Origin of the sequence: Arthrobacter ginkgonis (assembly GCF_039540195.1) — a bacterium.
GTDB classification, from domain to species: Bacteria; Actinomycetota; Actinomycetes; order Actinomycetales; family Micrococcaceae; genus Zafaria; species Zafaria ginkgonis.
In genome coordinates, this window is sequence record NZ_BAABEO010000006.1 from 131749 (window position 1) to 146880 (window position 15132).

A 15132-nucleotide genomic window follows, 5' to 3' on the forward strand; every position below is an offset into this window, starting at 1 on the left:
CTAGATCCTTTCCAGGGTGGGGATGGAGGGGCGGCCGCCGGCCGCGGCGGCCCGCCGGGCCTCGCGGCGCGCCGCCTGGGCGTCCGGATCGGGCACCGGCGAGGCGGCCAGCAGGGTTTGGGTGTAGGGGTGGGTGGGGTTCGCGTAGATCTGCTCGGCCGGTCCCTGTTCGACGACGCGGCCGTCCTTGAGCACCACCAGGTCGTCGGAGATGTGGCGCACCACGGAGAGGTCGTGCGAAATGAACAGCAGGGCCAGGCCCATGCTTTTCTGCAGCTCGGCCAGCAGGTTCATCACCTCCGCCTGGATCGAGAGGTCCAGCGCGGACACGGGTTCGTCGCACACCACGAAGGTGGGATTGCCGATCAGGGCCCGGGCGATCGCGATGCGCTGGCGCTGCCCGCCGGAGAACTGGGCAGGGTAGCGGTGGATGCTCTCCTCGGGCAGCCCCACGCGGCGCACCATCGCGCGGATGCGCTGCAGCGTCTGCTCGCGGCTGAGCCGTTCGTGGTGGTTGAGCGGTTCGGCCAGGGTGTAGCCGATCGTCTTGGTGATGTCCAGGGAGCTGTAGGGGTCCTGGAAGATCACCTGGATCCGGTCGCTCAGCGTCCGCCGCTCGGCCCGCTTCATGGTGGCCAGTTCGGCCCCGGCGAAGCGGACCGAGCCGGAGGAAACCGGGGCCAGGCCCAGGATCGCGCGGCCGATCGTTGACTTCCCGGAGCCGGATTCGCCCACCAGGCCCAGGGTGCGGCCCGGCTCCAGCGTGAAGGAGACGTCCTGGACGGCGCGGAAGGAGCGGCGCCCGTTGCGGTATTCGACGGCCAGGTCGGTGACCTCCAGCAGCGGGGTCCCGGCGGTGGGGGTGCTCATGCGTGTGCCTCCGTGAGTTCATCGATGCGCAGGCACCGGCTGGTGCGCCCCTCGGCGAGGCCGACCTCGGCGACGCCGCCGGCGCGGCAGGCCGCCGTGGCCAGCGGGCACCGGGTGCTGAAGTGGCAGCCGGCCGGCCACTGCGAGGGAGGCGGGACGATCCCGCCGATCGTCGGTAGCGGCTCGCCCTTGCGGGCCAGGTGCGGGCTGGAATCCAGCAGGCCGCGGGTGTAGGGGTGCAGCGGGCGGTCGAACATCTGCCGGACCGTCGCCTTTTCCACGATTTCCCCGGCGTACATCACCACGGCGCGGGAGCAGATGTCGGCCACCACGGCCCAGTCGTGGGTGACGAAGAGGACCGCGAGCTCCCGCTCCTGCTGCAGGCCGTGCAGCAGGTCCAGGATCTCGGCCTGCACCGTCACGTCCAGCGCCGTCGTCGGTTCGTCGGCGATCAGCAGCTTCGGTTCCCCGGCCAGCGCCATCGCGATCACGATGCGCTGGGCCATGCCGCCGGAGATCTGGTGCGGGTAGAGCCGGGCGACCTTGGCCGGGTCCGGCAGCTTCACCGCGGCCAGCAGGTCCAGCACGTGGGCGCGGGCCTCCTTGCGGGTGCAGCCGCGGTGGGTCATCACGACCTCCGCGATCTGCCAGCCCACCCGGAACGCCGGGTCCAGCGCCACCATGGGCTCCTGGGAGATCAGGGCCATTTCCTTGCCGCGCAACTCCCGGTACTGGGCCTGGGTGTGGGCGGAGATGTCGGTGCCGCGGTAGTGGACGGACCCGGCGACGATGCGCCCGTTGTCGCCCAGCAGCCCCAGCAGGGCCAGCGCGGTGACGCTCTTGCCGGAGCCGGATTCCCCGACCAGGCCCACGGTTTCGCCGGGATGGATGTCGAAGCTGGCTCCCTGCACGACGACGGTCTCCTTCTCGCCGTCGTCGAACGCGACGCTCAGGCCGCGCACCGAAAGCAGCGCGGCCGGATCCGGCGCGCCGGCGGGCGCCGCGGCGGGGACGGTGCGGCGGCGGCCCGAGCCTTGGGGGCGGCCCAGACGCTCGGAGTTCACGTCGCGCATCGCGTCCCCGAGCAGGCCCAGCGCCAGCGTGGCGACCGTGATCAGGCCCGCGGTGGGGACCATCATCCAGGGGTGCTGGCGCAGCAGCCCCGAGGCCTCGGAGACCATGCCGCCCCAGGTCGGGGCGGGCGGGGGAGGCCCGAAGCCGAGGAAGGCAAGGCCTGTCTGCACGCCCAGGGCGATCGAGGCGAGCATCGCGGTCTGGACGATCACGACGCCGATCGTGCGCGGCAGGATGTGGCGGAAGATGATCGCCGCCGAGCCCAGCCCGATCACGCGGGCCGCGTCGACGTAGAGTTCCTCGCGCACCCCCAGCACGGTGGAGCGGATGACGCGGATGATGTTGCCGGAGGCCAGCAGGCCGAACGTGACCATGGCCGCGGCCATGGAGTTGTTGAAGATCGCCAGCACCGAGAGCGTGACGATGATGCCGGGGATGGCCATCTTGATGTCGATCGCCCGCATCAGGATCTTGTCGAAGCGCCCGCCCAGGTAGCCGGTGGCCACCCCCAGCGGAACGCCCACCACCAGCGCGGCGGTGAGCGCCTGCAGCACGCCGAAGATCGATTCGGCGCCGCCGTACAGCAGCCGGCTGAGCACGTCGCGCCCCAGCGAATCGGTGCCCAGCAGGTGCTCGGCCGAGGGGCCCTGCTTGACCGACATCAGGTTCTGCAGCAGCGGGTCGGCCGGGGCGATCCACGGGGCCAGGACCGAGGCGGCGAGCATGAGCAGGACGAACAGCGCCGCGGCGACGCCGAGCGGCTTGCGCAGGAAGTCGCGGGTCACGCGGCGCAGCGTGGAGGGCGGGGCCGCGGGGAGGTCGACGACGGCGGCGGCCGGCTCGGCGGCCGTGCTGTTGGTGGGATCGGGGCGCCGGGTGGTGGTTTCGCTCATGAGACTCGCACCTTCGGGTTCAGGAAGCCGTAGACGAGGTCCACGACGAGGTTGATGCAGAGCACGACCAGCGTGAAGTAGACCGAGAGGCCCAGCAGCACGGGAAGGTCGTGGTTCAGGGTGGAGGCGGTCGCCAGCGAGCCCATGCCCGGGAGCACGAAGACGTTTTCCACGAACACGGCCCCGGTCAGCGCGCCGATCGCGCCGATGCCCACGATCGTGGTGGCCGGGATGGAGGCGTTCTTGAGCACGTGCCGGTAGAGGATCGAGGCCTCGCTGATGCCGTTGGCGCGCAGCACCCGGATCGAGTCGCGCGCCAGGATGTCCAGGGCGGAGTCGCGCATCTGCTTGGCCACCAGGGTGGTGCCGGAGAGGCTCATCGCCGCCACGGGGAGCGCCAGCGCCATCAGCCACGGGCCGAAGCCGCGTTCCAGCGGTGCGTACCCGGTGGCCGGGAAGATGCGCAGGCCCACCGCGAAGACGGAGACGAACAGCACGGCGACGGCGAAGCTCGGCACGGCAAGCCCCACCAGGCTCAGCGCGTCGAGGAAGCGGCCGAGCCAGCCGCCCTTGACCGCCGAGAGCAGGCCCAGGCCGGCCCCGACGACCGCGATCACGAGCGTGGAGAGGACCATCAGCGAGACGGTCACCGGCAGGCGGTCGCCGAGGATCTCCACCACGGACTGGCCGCTGTAGATCGAGTTGCCCAGGTCCCCCCGCAGGGCGCCGAGGGCCCAGTTCGCATACTGCTGGTAGAGCGGGAGGTTCAGGCCGAGCTGTTCGCGCAGCTTGGCCACGGCCTCCGGGGTGGCGTCCTCGCCCAGGATGGTGGCGGCCTGGTCGCCGGGCACGATCGAGGAGAGCAGGAACATGACCATCGAAACGATCACGATCATCGGGACGGAGATGGCGAATCTCCGCAGGACAAAGCCGAACATGGGGGCCTCCGCTACTTCTTCGGCTGCCAGGAGTACTCGGCGCCGGGGCCGGTGGGCACGTCGGTCGGGTTCAGCGCCGAGGAGTGCACGTTGGTCAGGCCGGGGCCGATGTACTTGAGGTTCATCGCGGTGAACACGGGGATGACGTAGGCCTGCTCGTAGTACTCGCGGGTCATCTCCTCGTAGATGGCGGTGCGTTCCTCGGGAGTCTCGGCGCTGAGGGACTTCTTGTAGAGCGCGTCGGTCTCCGGCTCCACGATCTCGAACGGGTTGCGGGTGCCGGCCTGCAGCATGTCCTTGTGGGCCGAGCCGGTCGAGGTGCCGGTGAGCGGGAAGATGACGGCCTCGTACTTCTTGGACTGGGCCTCGGTGGAGAAGTTCGCGATGCCGGTGGTGATGACCTTGAGGTCGACGTTGATGCCGACCTGCTTGAGGTTGTCCGCGATCGCCTGGGAACGGATGGTCTGGTTGTCGATTGTGTTCTGGGTCAGGATCGTCAGATCCAGGCCGTCCGCGTAGCCGGCCTCGGCAAGAAGCCGCTTGGCTTCCTCCGGGTCGTAGCCGTAGCCCAGGCCCTCGACGTAGCCGCGCGTGCCCTTGTTCATGATCTGGCCGTTGGCCTGCGAGACCTCGGACCCGACGGCGTTGGCGATCGCCTCGCGGTTGATCGCCAAGGCGATGGCCTTGCGGACCCGCTCGTCCTTCAGCGCCGGATTGACCGTGCCTTCCTTGTCGGCCAGGTACAGCGACCAGTTGAAGAAGGGGGTGGTGCCGATTTCCAGGTTCGCGTCCCGGGCCGCGTCCAGGGTGGACGCGGAGCCGGAAGCGTAGTCGACCTGGCCGGTGGTGATCGCCGAGATCACGGCGTTCGGGTCCCCGATGATGGAGATGGAGACCTTCTCATACTGCTGGGCCTCGGGCAGCCAGTAGTTTTCGTTGCGCTCGTAGACGTACTTGGAGTCGGCCACGGTTTCGCCGCCGGAGAGTTGGTACTGGCCGGTGCCCTGGGTTTCGACCAGCAGCGACTTGGGATCGGCCAGCCCGGCCGGGCTGATGATGTTGCCGAACATCCACTCCTGGGTGAAGGTGGCCTCCGCCTCCGGGAACGGCGAGGAGTAGTGCACCGTGACCGTGTCCTCCCCGGCCTCGATGCTTTCTATCGGGCCTACCTTCGCCGCCTTGGGCCCGGCGTTCTTGAGGAAGTACTCCAGCGAGGCCTTCACGGCCTCCGGGGCCAGCGCCTCGCCGTCGGCGAAGGTCACGCCCTCGCGGATGGTCAGCTCGAAGGCGGTGTTCGTCTCGTCCAGGTAGCGCCAGGAGGTGGCCAGCGAGGGAACGAACTTGCCGTTCGAGTCCATGAAGATCAGCGGATCGTAGGCGAGGGAGACGAAGGCGGTCGACCCGCCGGTGCCGGCCAAGGCTGGATCCAGGCTGACCGGCGGGCCGGTGAACTGCATGCGCAGTTCGGTGCCGCGGCCAGAGTCCGCAAGTTCCGCGGTGCCGCCGCCGGCCGCGCTGCCCCCGCCGCCGCAGGCGGTGAGGGTCAGGGCAAGGCCGCAGGTCAGGGCCAGAAGTGAGGTCTTGAAACCGTTCCGGGACTTCTTCATTGATGCTCCTCGGGACTGCTGGTCGGCTACTGGTGGGGTGGTTTTGGGGGACCGGGGCGCAGGTCCGATGTGATGTGTGACACGAAGGAAGTTATCAAGTAGCTTGATAACAATGCAAGGCCCCGTGGAAACGCAAAGGAGCGCATGATGATCGAGACCTCTCTGGCAGTGGAGCGAATTTCGGCCCCGGGGGTGCCGGTGGGCACCGCCTACTCCCAGGAATGGGGGATCGGCGTGGACCTGGCCGCGGCCGGCTACGTGGAGGAGGAATTCCTGGTCAGCGGCACCGCCACGGAATGGGGCTACGACGAAGGCTTCACCCGGGTGGCGCTGGCCCGCCACCCGTACACCACCCGGGTGCTGGTGCGCCGTCCGGCGGATCCGGCGGCGGCCAGCGGCCTGGTGCAGCTCGAGCCCCTGCATCCGAACCTGGACCGCGCCAACACGTGGCGCTCCATACATGACTGGATCCTCCGCAACGGGCACGCCTGGGTCGGCGTCACCCAGGACGCGACCTGCGCCGGGCTCATCAGCCAGCACTTTCCGGAGCGGTACGCGCGCCTGTCGCTGCCGGTGGCCGGACTCGCCTACGACCTGCTCGGGCAGGTGTCGGTGGCGCTGCGCGAGGGCGCGTTCGACGTCGTCGCCCGCCGCATCACGCTCTCCGGCTGGTCGGCGACCGGCAGCATCAGCCGCCTGTACGTCCAAGAGGGGTTCCTCGACGACTACGTCCTCGCGGACGGCACCCCGAGCGTCTCGAGCGTGCTGATCGGGATCTCCTCGGGGGCCGCGGCGACCGCCGGCTACCCGCCGTTGTCGGCCCAGTCGGCCGCGCTGCCGCTGGACCATCCGCGGCGCACCGTTTCCGGTGCCCCGGTGCCGGTGTTCGAGGTGCTCAGCGAGTTCGAATCCGAGACGCACCAGCCGGTGATGCGGGAGGATTCGGACGCGCCCGGGGACCGGTACCGCTTCTACGGCATCGCCGGCACCTCGCACGCCAACCTGGACGCCACGGTCCTGACCAACTTCCCGCAGTTCCGGGCCGCCGGGCTGGAGGTGCCCGAGCGCCGCATCGTCGAAACCCCCTCCGACGCACGGATGGATTACTACAACCGCGCCCTCTACGAACTCCTGGACCGGTGGACGCGCGACGGCGTCGCCCCGCCGCCCGGACGCCGCTTCGCCCCGGACGGGGAGGCCGGCGGGCGCGTGACCGAGCTGGCGCGCGATGGCTTCGGCAACGCGCTGGGAGGCGTGCGCACCCCGTGGGTCGAGGCTCCGCTGCAGCGCTACGCCCCGCACAGCACCCCGGCCCCGGGATACTGCCTGGCCCCGGAATGGACTCCGCTCTCGGACCCGGGGCGCGTGGCCCGGCTCGTTGGCCACATGGTGCCGCTGCCGGCGGCCGTGGTGGGCGGGCTGTATGCCACGAAGGAGGACTACGCCCGCGCCTTTACCGAGGCGGTCGAGACCAGCGTCGCCGACGGGTTCCTGCTCGAGGCCGAGGCCGCGACGCTCCGCGCCGAGATCCCGGAACGCTGGGCGGCGCGGGCCACGGATGACTGACCTCGACGGGTCGCACGTCGTGCCGGGGGACGCGATCCCGGGGAGCGCGGACCCGGGCGGCGCCGGCGCAGGAACCACCGGTGCGGGGCGGCGCGCTTCCCGGCAGTCCCGTCCCGCCCGCGGCGCGTCGCCCGGCCCGTTCTCCAGCCGCTCCTACCGGCTGTACTTCGCCGGCCAGCTGGTCTCCAACACCGGGTCCTGGTTCCAGAACCTGGCGATCTCGCTGGTCGTCTTGCAGGCCACGGGGAGCGCAACGGCGCTGGCCTGGGTCACGATTGCCCAGTTCACCCCGGTCTTCCTGCTGGCCCCGCTGGCCGGCCGGCTGGCCGACACCGTCCCGATCCGGCGGATCCTGGCCTGCACCTCCGCGGCCAGCGTCGCGGCGGCCATCGGCCTGATCGCGGTGCTGGGCCAGGCCGAGCTGAATCTTCCCTGGCTGCTGGGGCTGCTGGTGCTCGCCGGATCCTGCCAGGGTATGGAGCGGATCGCCGCGCAGGCGTTCGTCTACGAACTGGTCGGTCCGCGGCTGCTGAAGACCGGCACCGTGCTGACCAGTGTCTACGTCTCCGTGGCCCGCTTCATCGGGCCGGGCCTGGCCGGGTTCGCGTTCGCCGCCTTCGGGCCGGTGCCGTGCCTGGCCATCAACGCGGTGTCCTATGTCGCGGTGGTGATCGCTGTGCTGCTGATCCGGCCCGCCGACCTGCATCGGCGGCAGTCGCAGCGGGGCAGCGCGGGCAAGATCCTGCTGCGGCGCCTGCCGGTCTTTCCCGTGGTGGCCGCGCTGCTGGCGGTCAACATCGTGGTGGCGGTGACGGCCATGAACATGAACGTGGTCATCACCGCGCTGGTGACCGGCACCCACGGAGGCGGCGCCGAGCACCTTGGTGCCGCCCACGCGCTGAACGCCGTCGGGGCCGTGATCGGCGCGGTGATCCTGACCCGGCTGCGCTCGCTCTCCTTCGCCACGCTGGCTCCGGTCTTCCTGGTGTTCGGGGTGGCGCTGGCCGCCAACGCGCTGGCGCCCTCGCTGGCCTGGTTCCTGGCCCTGGCGCCCGTGCTGGGGCTGGGCATCGGGCTGTTTTCGGGAACCGTGAACGCCTCCGCGCAGAGCCTGGTTCCCCCGGCGGTGATCGGGCGCATGATGTCCCTGGTCACGATGGGGACGTTCGGCTCGATTCCCTTCGGCGCGCTGCTCGCCGGGGCGCTGATCGACTCCACCGGGGCCCGCGCGCCGTTCCTCGTGGCGGCGGTCGCCTGCCTGGTCAATGCCGGGGTGGTGCTGGTGCTGGCACGCCGCGGGTGGGGGCGTGAAGCGGCGACTGCTTCCTAGACTGAGCGCGACTGGACCCAAGCGGATGTAGCTGAGCGGGTGCAAGTGTCGCGGCAAACAATCAACGCGATCGAGACAGGCAAGTTCGATCCGAGCCTCCCGATCGCCTTCCGGATCGCGAGGCTGTTCGACATGAAGATCGAAGAGGTTTTTCGACGAGCAATGACTGGCTGTCGGGATGGCACGGTGAGCGCGCAACAGGATTTCGAGCCAGCGTGTGTTGCTAAGCCCTAGAACGTGCCCTTGAACTTGCCGCGGAGCTCCAGGGCCTCGGACTCGGCGGCCTCGTCGCCGAAGTAGCCGCCGGCCAGCGTCTCCGCGGCGCGCAGCAGGGAGGGCAGCAGGGCCCGGTGCTGGTCGGCGGAATGGTTGGCCAGGATGCGTTCCTCCAGCACGTCCAGCTCGGTGCGGCACGTCTGCACCACGGACCAGCCCAGCTCGGTAAGGAACACCAGGCGGATGCGCTTGTTCGTCTGGTGGTTCTCCCGATCCACCAGGCCGCGCTCCACCAGTGCGGCCACCACCTCGTGGGAGGCCTGCGCGGTGACGAACGTGCGCCGGGCCAGCTGCGCGTTGGAGAGCGGGCGGCCCTCGGCCAGCACCAGGCAGGCGAGCAGCTCGGGCTGGGTGAGCCGTTGGCGCAGCGCCACCGTTTCGAACGCCCGCGACATCGCTCGGTGAAGGCGGAAGACCACGTAGAACAGGTCGCTGGTGGCCGGCTGTGCGGCGGGATGCGGCTCCTGTGCCGGATCCTGTACTGGTTCCACGGCACTCCTCGGGGACGGGGTGTTCCCGCAACGCCACGGCGGGGTGCTGTGGCGGGGTTCCACGGCAGGGTGCGGAAGCGGAATTCCGCGGGAACGAACGCTTGTGTTACACGTTACCCGACGGGCCCGCCGGGCCGTGCGGGCCCCGGTCCCCGCCGCCACGTCGTCGGCGGCGGGGGCCTGCGGCTAGTGGCCCTTGAACGCCTCCGCCAGCCACCATGCGCCGCCGTCGGAGGCGATGCGCGCGTCGATGACCAGCGGCGTCGTGCGCGGGCCCACCAGCCATTCCCGCACCCCCGCCAGGTCCGCCGCGGTTTTGACCGTCACGGCCGCGGCGCCGTAGCCGCGGGCGATCGAGGCGATGTCCACCAGCGGGAACCTGACCACCTCGAGGTCCTCGTCGTCGACGTCGAAGTGGTGCACCTCGGCCCCATATGCGGAGTCGTTGTAGACGATGGCCACCAGCGGGATCCCCTCCCGGACGGCGGTTTCGAGTTCGGAGATGGACATCAGGAACCCGCCGTCGCCGGTGCCGAGCACCGGCAGCCGGTCCGGACGCGCGGTCGCCGCGCCGATGGCCGTGTACAGCCCCAGCCCGATCGACTGGAACGCCTGGGTGAAGCAGAACCCGAACTCGTCCGGCACCGACAGGTAGGTGCTCGGGTAGCCCATGAAGTTGCCCGAATCGATGGACACGATCCGCTCGGCCGGCAGCAGCCTGTCCAGCTCGCGGCTGAGCACGCGCGGATCGATGGCCTCCTCCGTGGAGATGTCCTCGGTTGCCACGTCGTTCCAGCGGGATTCGGCGGCGATCCTGGCCGCCATGTCCGGGGTCCGCAGGCCGACGGCGGCGTGGCCCGCCGCGCGCAACTCCTCCAGCACCGCGGCGGCGGTCTGCGCGCAGTCCCCGAGCACGCCCAGGTCGATGGGCCGGTTGGCTCCCAGGCCGGAGTCCTCGACGTCCACCTGGACCACCGTGGCGCCGGCGCCGATCAGCGAGCCGTGGCGCATGGTCCACATGTTCAGCGCGCAGCCCCAGCCGACGATCAGGTCCGCGTCGGCGATGGTCGCCGCGGTGAAGGGGGAGGAGAAGCCGCCCGAAATGCCCAGGCTGAACGGGTCCTGGGCGAACAGGCCGTTGGCGACCGCGGAGGTGGCCAAAAGCGCACCGCCCGCCTCGGCGAGGGCCGCGATCTCCGGGCCTGCGCTCCGGCCGCCGCGGCCGGCCACGAAGACCGGGCGCTGGGCGGCGCGGATCAGCTCGGCCAGTTGCGCGACGGCGGCGCCGTTCGGGCGGACCGTCTGAGGCGCCGGAAGCGGCTCGACGGCGGAGGGCCGGGGGGCCGGCAGCGGCGCGGCCTGGATGTCGGTGGGCAGCGACAGCACCACGGTGCGGCGCTCGTTGACTGCGGTGCGGAAGGCGCGCACGGTGTCCGCGACGGCGCTCTGTGGCGAATGGATGCGCTCGGCGACGGCGCCGACGCTGCGCGCGAGCGCGTCCTGGTCGATCTTGAAGTTGGAGCGGATGGCCGAGGCCGCGGTGTCCGCGGTCAGCACGATCATCGGGGTGCGGCTCTTGGCGGCCTCGCCGATGCCGGTAACGGCGTTGGTCAGTCCGCAGCCCTGGTGGGTGGTGGCGACGCCGACCTTGCCGGACATGCGCCCGTAGGCGTCGGCCATGGTCGCGGCCCCGCCCTCGTGCCGGGCCGCGGTGAACGGGACCCCGGCCCGGCGCAGCGCGTTGGTGACCACGAAGTTGCCGCTGCCCACCACGCCGAAGACGTGGCCGGCGCCCAACTGGGCCAGGGTGCGCCCGACGGCCTCGGCGACGTTCTCCGCCGGCGCTGCCGCGCCCTCGGCGGAGGCGGGCTCGGTGTGGGTGGTGGTGGCAGTCATGGAAGTCTCCTTTTGTCGATCGGCCCGGCCGTCCGGGCGGCGTCGGGCCTGCGGTCGCGGGCCGGTTTGGGGGCACTGCCCGTTCCTCGGGGCATGGTCCGGAAGGCGCCGGCGTGCCGGGGAGCGCAGCCAGCGTGGCCATCGATCCGCATCTTGGAGTGAATGATATGACGCAAAGATGACGATCGTCTATAACGATCTATAAATCTGCGGCAGCCTCTGGAATGCCTCCCTCCTCCGATGGTAGACAGGTGGCACCCGCCTCCTTCATGGCCGGACCCCACACCCCTGAAAGTTGGATGACATGACTTTTGAAGCCGCAGCACCCGCAACCGGCTCCACCGCCACCGGCCAGGCCGGGGATCCGGCGGCCGGCCCCGTGGCCGGTTTCCTGGCAGCGCTGGCCGCCGGCGCGGTGGAGATCGCGGACCTGACCAACCGCCTCAGCGCCGACACTCCGACCCTGCGCCTGCCGGAGCCGTTCGCGAACCTGATCGACTTCAGTCTCGAGACGGTCAGCGAGTACAACGAGCCCGGGCCCTACTGGAAGCACGCCAACATCCACACCGGCGAGCACATCGGCACCCACCTGGACGCCCCCATCCACTGGATCACCGGCCGCGACGGCCACGACGTCGCGTCCATCCCGCCCGAGCGCCTGGTCGGGCCCGCCGTCGTGCTGGACTTCACCGCCGAGGCCGCCGCCAACCCGGACTTCCTGCTCGACGTTCACCACCTTCAGGCATGGGAGGACGAGCACGGACCGCTGCCGGAGGGCGGGTGGGTCCTCTACCGCACCGGCTGGGACGCCTACGCCCAGGACCGGGCGAGGTTCCTGAACACGGACGAGAACGGCTCCCACACCCCCGGCGTCACCGCCGAGGCCGCCGAGTGGCTGGCCGGGACCGGGATCGCCGGGTTCGGGGCCGAGACCGTGGGCATCGACGCCGGCAACGCCGGGGCCCTGAATCCCCCGTTCCCGATGCACCACTTCCTGCTGGGTGCGGACAAGTACGGCATCACCTCCCTGCAGAACCTGGCCAAGCTGCCGGCCACCGGCGCCATGGTCGTGGTCGCCCCGCTGCCGATCGTCGGCGGCACCGGCAGTCCCGCCCGCGTCCTCGCGTTCATCCCCAAGGCCTGATCGCCGCCGTCGAACCGCATGGAAGCCCCGGGGTGCTTGGAGCACCCCGGGGCTTTTCCATGGGCCGCCAGCCACCCGCCGAAAACGGATAGGGGAGCGCAGGGATCGGATAGCCGGGCCCGCGGCGGCCTTGGGAGGATCTTTACACCCGATCAGCACATCCCCTCCACACATCTTCCAGGAGCACCGATGAACCTCTCACTCCACGCCCCCGTGCAGGCCGAGGAACTGCGGTTGGCGATGCGCCACTGGACCGCCGGCGTCACGGTCGTCACGGCCACCGGCCGGGACGGAACGCATGCAGGGATCGTCAGCAACAGCTTCACCTCGGTGTCGCTGGAGCCGGCGCTCGTGTCCTGGTGCGTGGACCGCGGCTCCTCCAGCTTCGACGTCTGGTGCAGCACGGAGGCCTTCTCCGTGCACATCCTGGGCAAGGAGAACGCCGACCTGGTCCCGCGCTTCGCGGCGCGGGGCGCCGACAAGTTCGCCGGCCTGCACACCACGCCCAGCACCGTGGGATCGCCCGCGCTGGACGGCGTCCCCGTGCGCCTGGACTGCATCACCTGGAACCGCTACGACGGCGGGGACCACGTCATCATCATCGGCGAGGTCCGCGCCATCCATGCCGCCGCCACTACCGCCACCCACTCGCGGACGCCGGCCCGCCGGCAGCCCGCGCGGCGCTAGCCCGACCCCCGAACCACCCACCACACCCACCACACCCACCACTGACAAAGGAGTCAGACATGACCCGTACCGTTCTCGACGGCCGCGACTTCAAGCTGGGCCTCTTCTCCGCCAACTGCTCCGGCGGTTTGGCCGTGACCAAGATCGATGAGCGATGGAGCGCCAGCTGGGAGGACAACCTGCGCATGGCCAAGATCGCCGACGCCGCCGGCTTCGACTTCCTGCTCCCGATCGCCCGGTGGATCGGCTACAAGGGAGAAACCAACTTCCACGGCCAGGTGCTGGACCCGATCGCCTGGGCCGCGGGCCTGTTGGCCTCCACCGAGCGCATTTCCGTCTTCTCCACCGTCCATACCGCCTTCAACCACCCGCTGGTGATCGCCAAGGCGATCGCCACCCTGGACCAGATCGGCGGCGGCCGCGCGGGGCTGAACATCGTGGCCGGCTGGAACCAGCCCGAATACGAGGCCATGGGCGTGGACATGCCGCAGGAGCACGATGCCCGCTACGCCTTCGCCCAGGAGTGGTGGGACATCATCCGCCAGGCCTGGCAGCGGGAGGACATCTTCGACCACAAGGGCGAATTCTTCTCCCTGGAGCACGTCGAGTCCGCCCCCAAGCCGGCGGGCGGCCGGGCGCCGATCCTGAACGCCGGATCCTCCGGCCAGGGGCGGGAATTCGCCGCGCGGAACTCCGACTTCGTCTTCACCATCATTCCCGACGTCGAGACGGGCGCCGGGATCGCGGCGTCGCTGAAGGAGCAGGCCCGCTCCCAGCACAACCGCGAGGTCGGCGTCCTGACGCTTGGGCACGTGGTCTGCCGCCCCACCCGCGAGGAGGCGGAGGAGTACGTGCGCTACTACGCCGAGGAGAATGCGGACTGGGGCGCCGTGGACTACCTGATGAACCTGCAGGGCCTGCATGCCCAGTCCTTCACTCCGGAGATGCTCGCGACCATGCGCTCGCGCTTCGCTTCCGGGCACGGATCGCTGCCGATCTTCGGCACCCCGGACGACGTCGCCGACGCCATCGCCGCGGTGCACGAGGCCGGATTCGCTGGCATGACCCTGGCGTTCGTGGACTACGCCGGCGAGTTGCCGTACTTCGCCGAGGAGGTCCTCCCGCGGCTGGAGGCCAAGGGCGTGCGCCTGCCGCGCTGACCGGAGCTGCCCGGTGCGGGGCGTGCGGCGGAGGGGGCGGCGGGCGTTTGGCCGGCCCCTCCGCCGTGGCCGGGCACCCACCCTCTCTGCATATTGTGACGAGCGTCACGATCGGCTAACATTGAACAGCCGGTTCCGGAGGGAGGGTCCTTGACGACGGTCGATTACAGGCACGGCTTCGCCGACGCGCCCCTCTTGGGCAGCCGCCCCTTGGCTCGCAGCACCTCGCCCCGGGCGATCCGCGATGCCGTCGACGGCCTCACCGGCGAGCACCACCAGCTTCTCCTGCACCAGGGAACCCGGCTCGACGGAGCAGTCCACGGGCTGCAGCTGGGCCCCCTGGGCATCGTCCACGTGGCGTACGGGGCGGGCCTGACGGTGGACAGCCCGCCGTCCGGACGGCGCGTCGTCGTCGTCATCCCGCTGGGACCCATGTTCGTGGAGTCCTGCGAAAACCGGTGGGTGGCCTCGACCCCCTTTGCCCTGAGTTCCCGCCACCGCACCCAAATGGCCCCGGATCCGGTCCGCGGCGCCCTGGTCGCCGCCACGGACGCCGGCATCATCGAGGCGCAGCTCGAATCCCGTCTGGGCGGGCCGCTGCGCTCGCCGGTGTCGCTGTCCTCGGAGCGGCCCCTGCAGCTGGCCGCGCCGGCCCTGGTCTCCGCCGCCTGGCTCGAGGCCTGCCGAACGCTTGAGGACCGGCAGCTGCTGGAGGACGGGATTTTCCGGCAGGCCCTGGTGGCCTCGCTGCTGGCCAACATGACGCTGGGGCTGGCGCCGCACCTGACCGCGGCCCTGTCCGGCGCCGGTCAGGGGCCAGGGGAGCGGGCGGTTGCGCGGTCCGGCCCGGACTACGTGCGCGCGGCCCGGCGGATCATGGAGCAGCGGTGCGCCGAGGAGCTGACGGTGGAGGCCGTGGCCGCCGCGGTGGGCATCAGCCCCCGGCAGCTCCATGCCGCGTTTGCCGAGTTCCTGGACACGACGCCGTCGCAGCTGCTGCGCGAGATCCGGCTGGAGAGGGCGAGGGCCCTGCTGCAGGACCCTTCCGGCGCCCACCGCCTGACCGTCGCGGCCGCCGCGACGGGTTCGGGGTTTTCCCACTTGGGCAGGTTCTCCGCCTACTACCTCCAACGCTACGGCGAGGCTCCCTCGGCGACGCTGGCCCGCGCGAAGTCCTGAGCCTGGGGCCTGGGAAGTTGC

At 70.7% G+C, this 15132-nt stretch carries 12 protein-coding genes and 1 pseudogene; 7 read left to right on the forward strand and 6 right to left on the reverse strand.

What is annotated here, in order from left to right; genetic code table 11:
* Genes ABD912_RS02130 through ABD912_RS02145 form a run of 4 tightly spaced genes read right to left on the reverse strand, consistent with a single transcriptional unit; the run spans position 1 to position 5382 of the window.
* A complete protein-coding gene (locus ABD912_RS02130; RefSeq protein WP_345148111.1) occupies positions 1-870 on the reverse strand; it encodes an ATP-binding cassette domain-containing protein in 870 nt (289 codons plus the stop codon).
* The gene (locus ABD912_RS02135; protein WP_345148112.1) at positions 867-2837 is read right to left on the reverse strand and encodes a dipeptide/oligopeptide/nickel ABC transporter permease/ATP-binding protein; all 1971 of its coding nucleotides are present in this window, start codon (positions 2835-2837) and stop codon (positions 867-869) included. Before ABD912_RS02135 ends, ABD912_RS02130 begins: the two co-directional genes overlap by 4 nt.
* The gene (locus ABD912_RS02140) at positions 2834-3775 is read right to left on the reverse strand and encodes an ABC transporter permease (RefSeq protein WP_345148113.1); all 942 of its coding nucleotides are present in this window, start codon (positions 3773-3775) and stop codon (positions 2834-2836) included. The genes ABD912_RS02135 and ABD912_RS02140 overlap by 4 nt, the downstream gene beginning before the upstream one ends.
* A gap of 11 nt (positions 3776-3786) precedes the next feature.
* Entirely contained in the window at positions 3787-5382 is a 1596-nt protein-coding gene (locus ABD912_RS02145) for an ABC transporter substrate-binding protein (protein WP_345148114.1), read from the reverse strand.
* Positions 5383-5529: 147 nt separating this feature from the next.
* On the opposite strand from ABD912_RS02145, the gene ABD912_RS02150 reads away from it, so the two are divergent.
* The 3 genes and pseudogenes from ABD912_RS02150 to ABD912_RS02160 form a co-directional block, all read left to right on the forward strand.
* Positions 5530-6948: an alpha/beta hydrolase domain-containing protein gene (locus ABD912_RS02150; RefSeq protein ID WP_345148115.1), complete on the forward strand. Its 1419-nt coding sequence runs from the start codon at positions 5530-5532 to the stop codon at positions 6946-6948.
* Positions 6941-8278 carry an MFS transporter gene (locus tag ABD912_RS02155; RefSeq protein WP_345148117.1) on the forward strand — a complete coding sequence of 446 codons (1338 nt, stop codon included), beginning with the start codon at positions 6941-6943 and terminating at the stop codon, positions 8276-8278. Before ABD912_RS02150 ends, ABD912_RS02155 begins: the two co-directional genes overlap by 8 nt.
* Before the next feature lie 15 nt (positions 8279-8293).
* Positions 8294-8512, forward strand: a pseudogene (locus ABD912_RS02160) (helix-turn-helix transcriptional regulator); the annotation flags it as partial.
* Here the strand turns inward: ABD912_RS02160 and ABD912_RS02165 are convergent.
* Together ABD912_RS02165 and ABD912_RS02170 are read right to left on the reverse strand one after the other, a co-directional pair.
* Positions 8509-9045, reverse strand: coding sequence for a MarR family winged helix-turn-helix transcriptional regulator (locus ABD912_RS02165; RefSeq protein WP_345148119.1), 537 nt, complete (start codon positions 9043-9045; stop codon positions 8509-8511). The pseudogene ABD912_RS02160 and the gene ABD912_RS02165 sit on opposite strands and share 4 nt — an antisense overlap.
* 186 nt (positions 9046-9231) lie before the next feature.
* Positions 9232-10941, reverse strand: a complete 1710-nt coding sequence (locus ABD912_RS02170; RefSeq protein WP_345148120.1) for a thiamine pyrophosphate-binding protein — start codon at positions 10939-10941, stop codon at positions 9232-9234.
* A gap of 304 nt (positions 10942-11245) precedes the next feature.
* Here ABD912_RS02170 and ABD912_RS02175 point away from each other — a divergent pair, with 304 nt between their 5' ends.
* The 4 genes from ABD912_RS02175 to ABD912_RS02190 all read left to right on the forward strand — a co-directional run bounded on the left by ABD912_RS02175 (position 11246) and on the right by ABD912_RS02190 (position 15111).
* Positions 11246-12085 (forward strand): cyclase family protein, encoded by an 840-nt coding sequence (locus tag ABD912_RS02175; protein ID WP_345148122.1) that lies wholly within the window; start codon positions 11246-11248, stop codon positions 12083-12085.
* Between the two features lie 189 nt (positions 12086-12274).
* Entirely contained in the window at positions 12275-12772 is a 498-nt protein-coding gene (locus ABD912_RS02180; protein ID WP_345148123.1) for a flavin reductase family protein, read from the forward strand.
* Between the two features lie 59 nt (positions 12773-12831).
* Entirely contained in the window at positions 12832-13932 is a 1101-nt protein-coding gene (locus tag ABD912_RS02185) for an LLM class flavin-dependent oxidoreductase (protein WP_345148124.1), read from the forward strand.
* Between the two features lie 150 nt (positions 13933-14082).
* Positions 14083-15111 (forward strand): AraC family transcriptional regulator, encoded by a 1029-nt coding sequence (locus ABD912_RS02190; RefSeq protein WP_345148125.1) that lies wholly within the window; start codon positions 14083-14085, stop codon positions 15109-15111.
* The last annotated feature ends 21 nt before the right edge of the window (positions 15112-15132 follow it).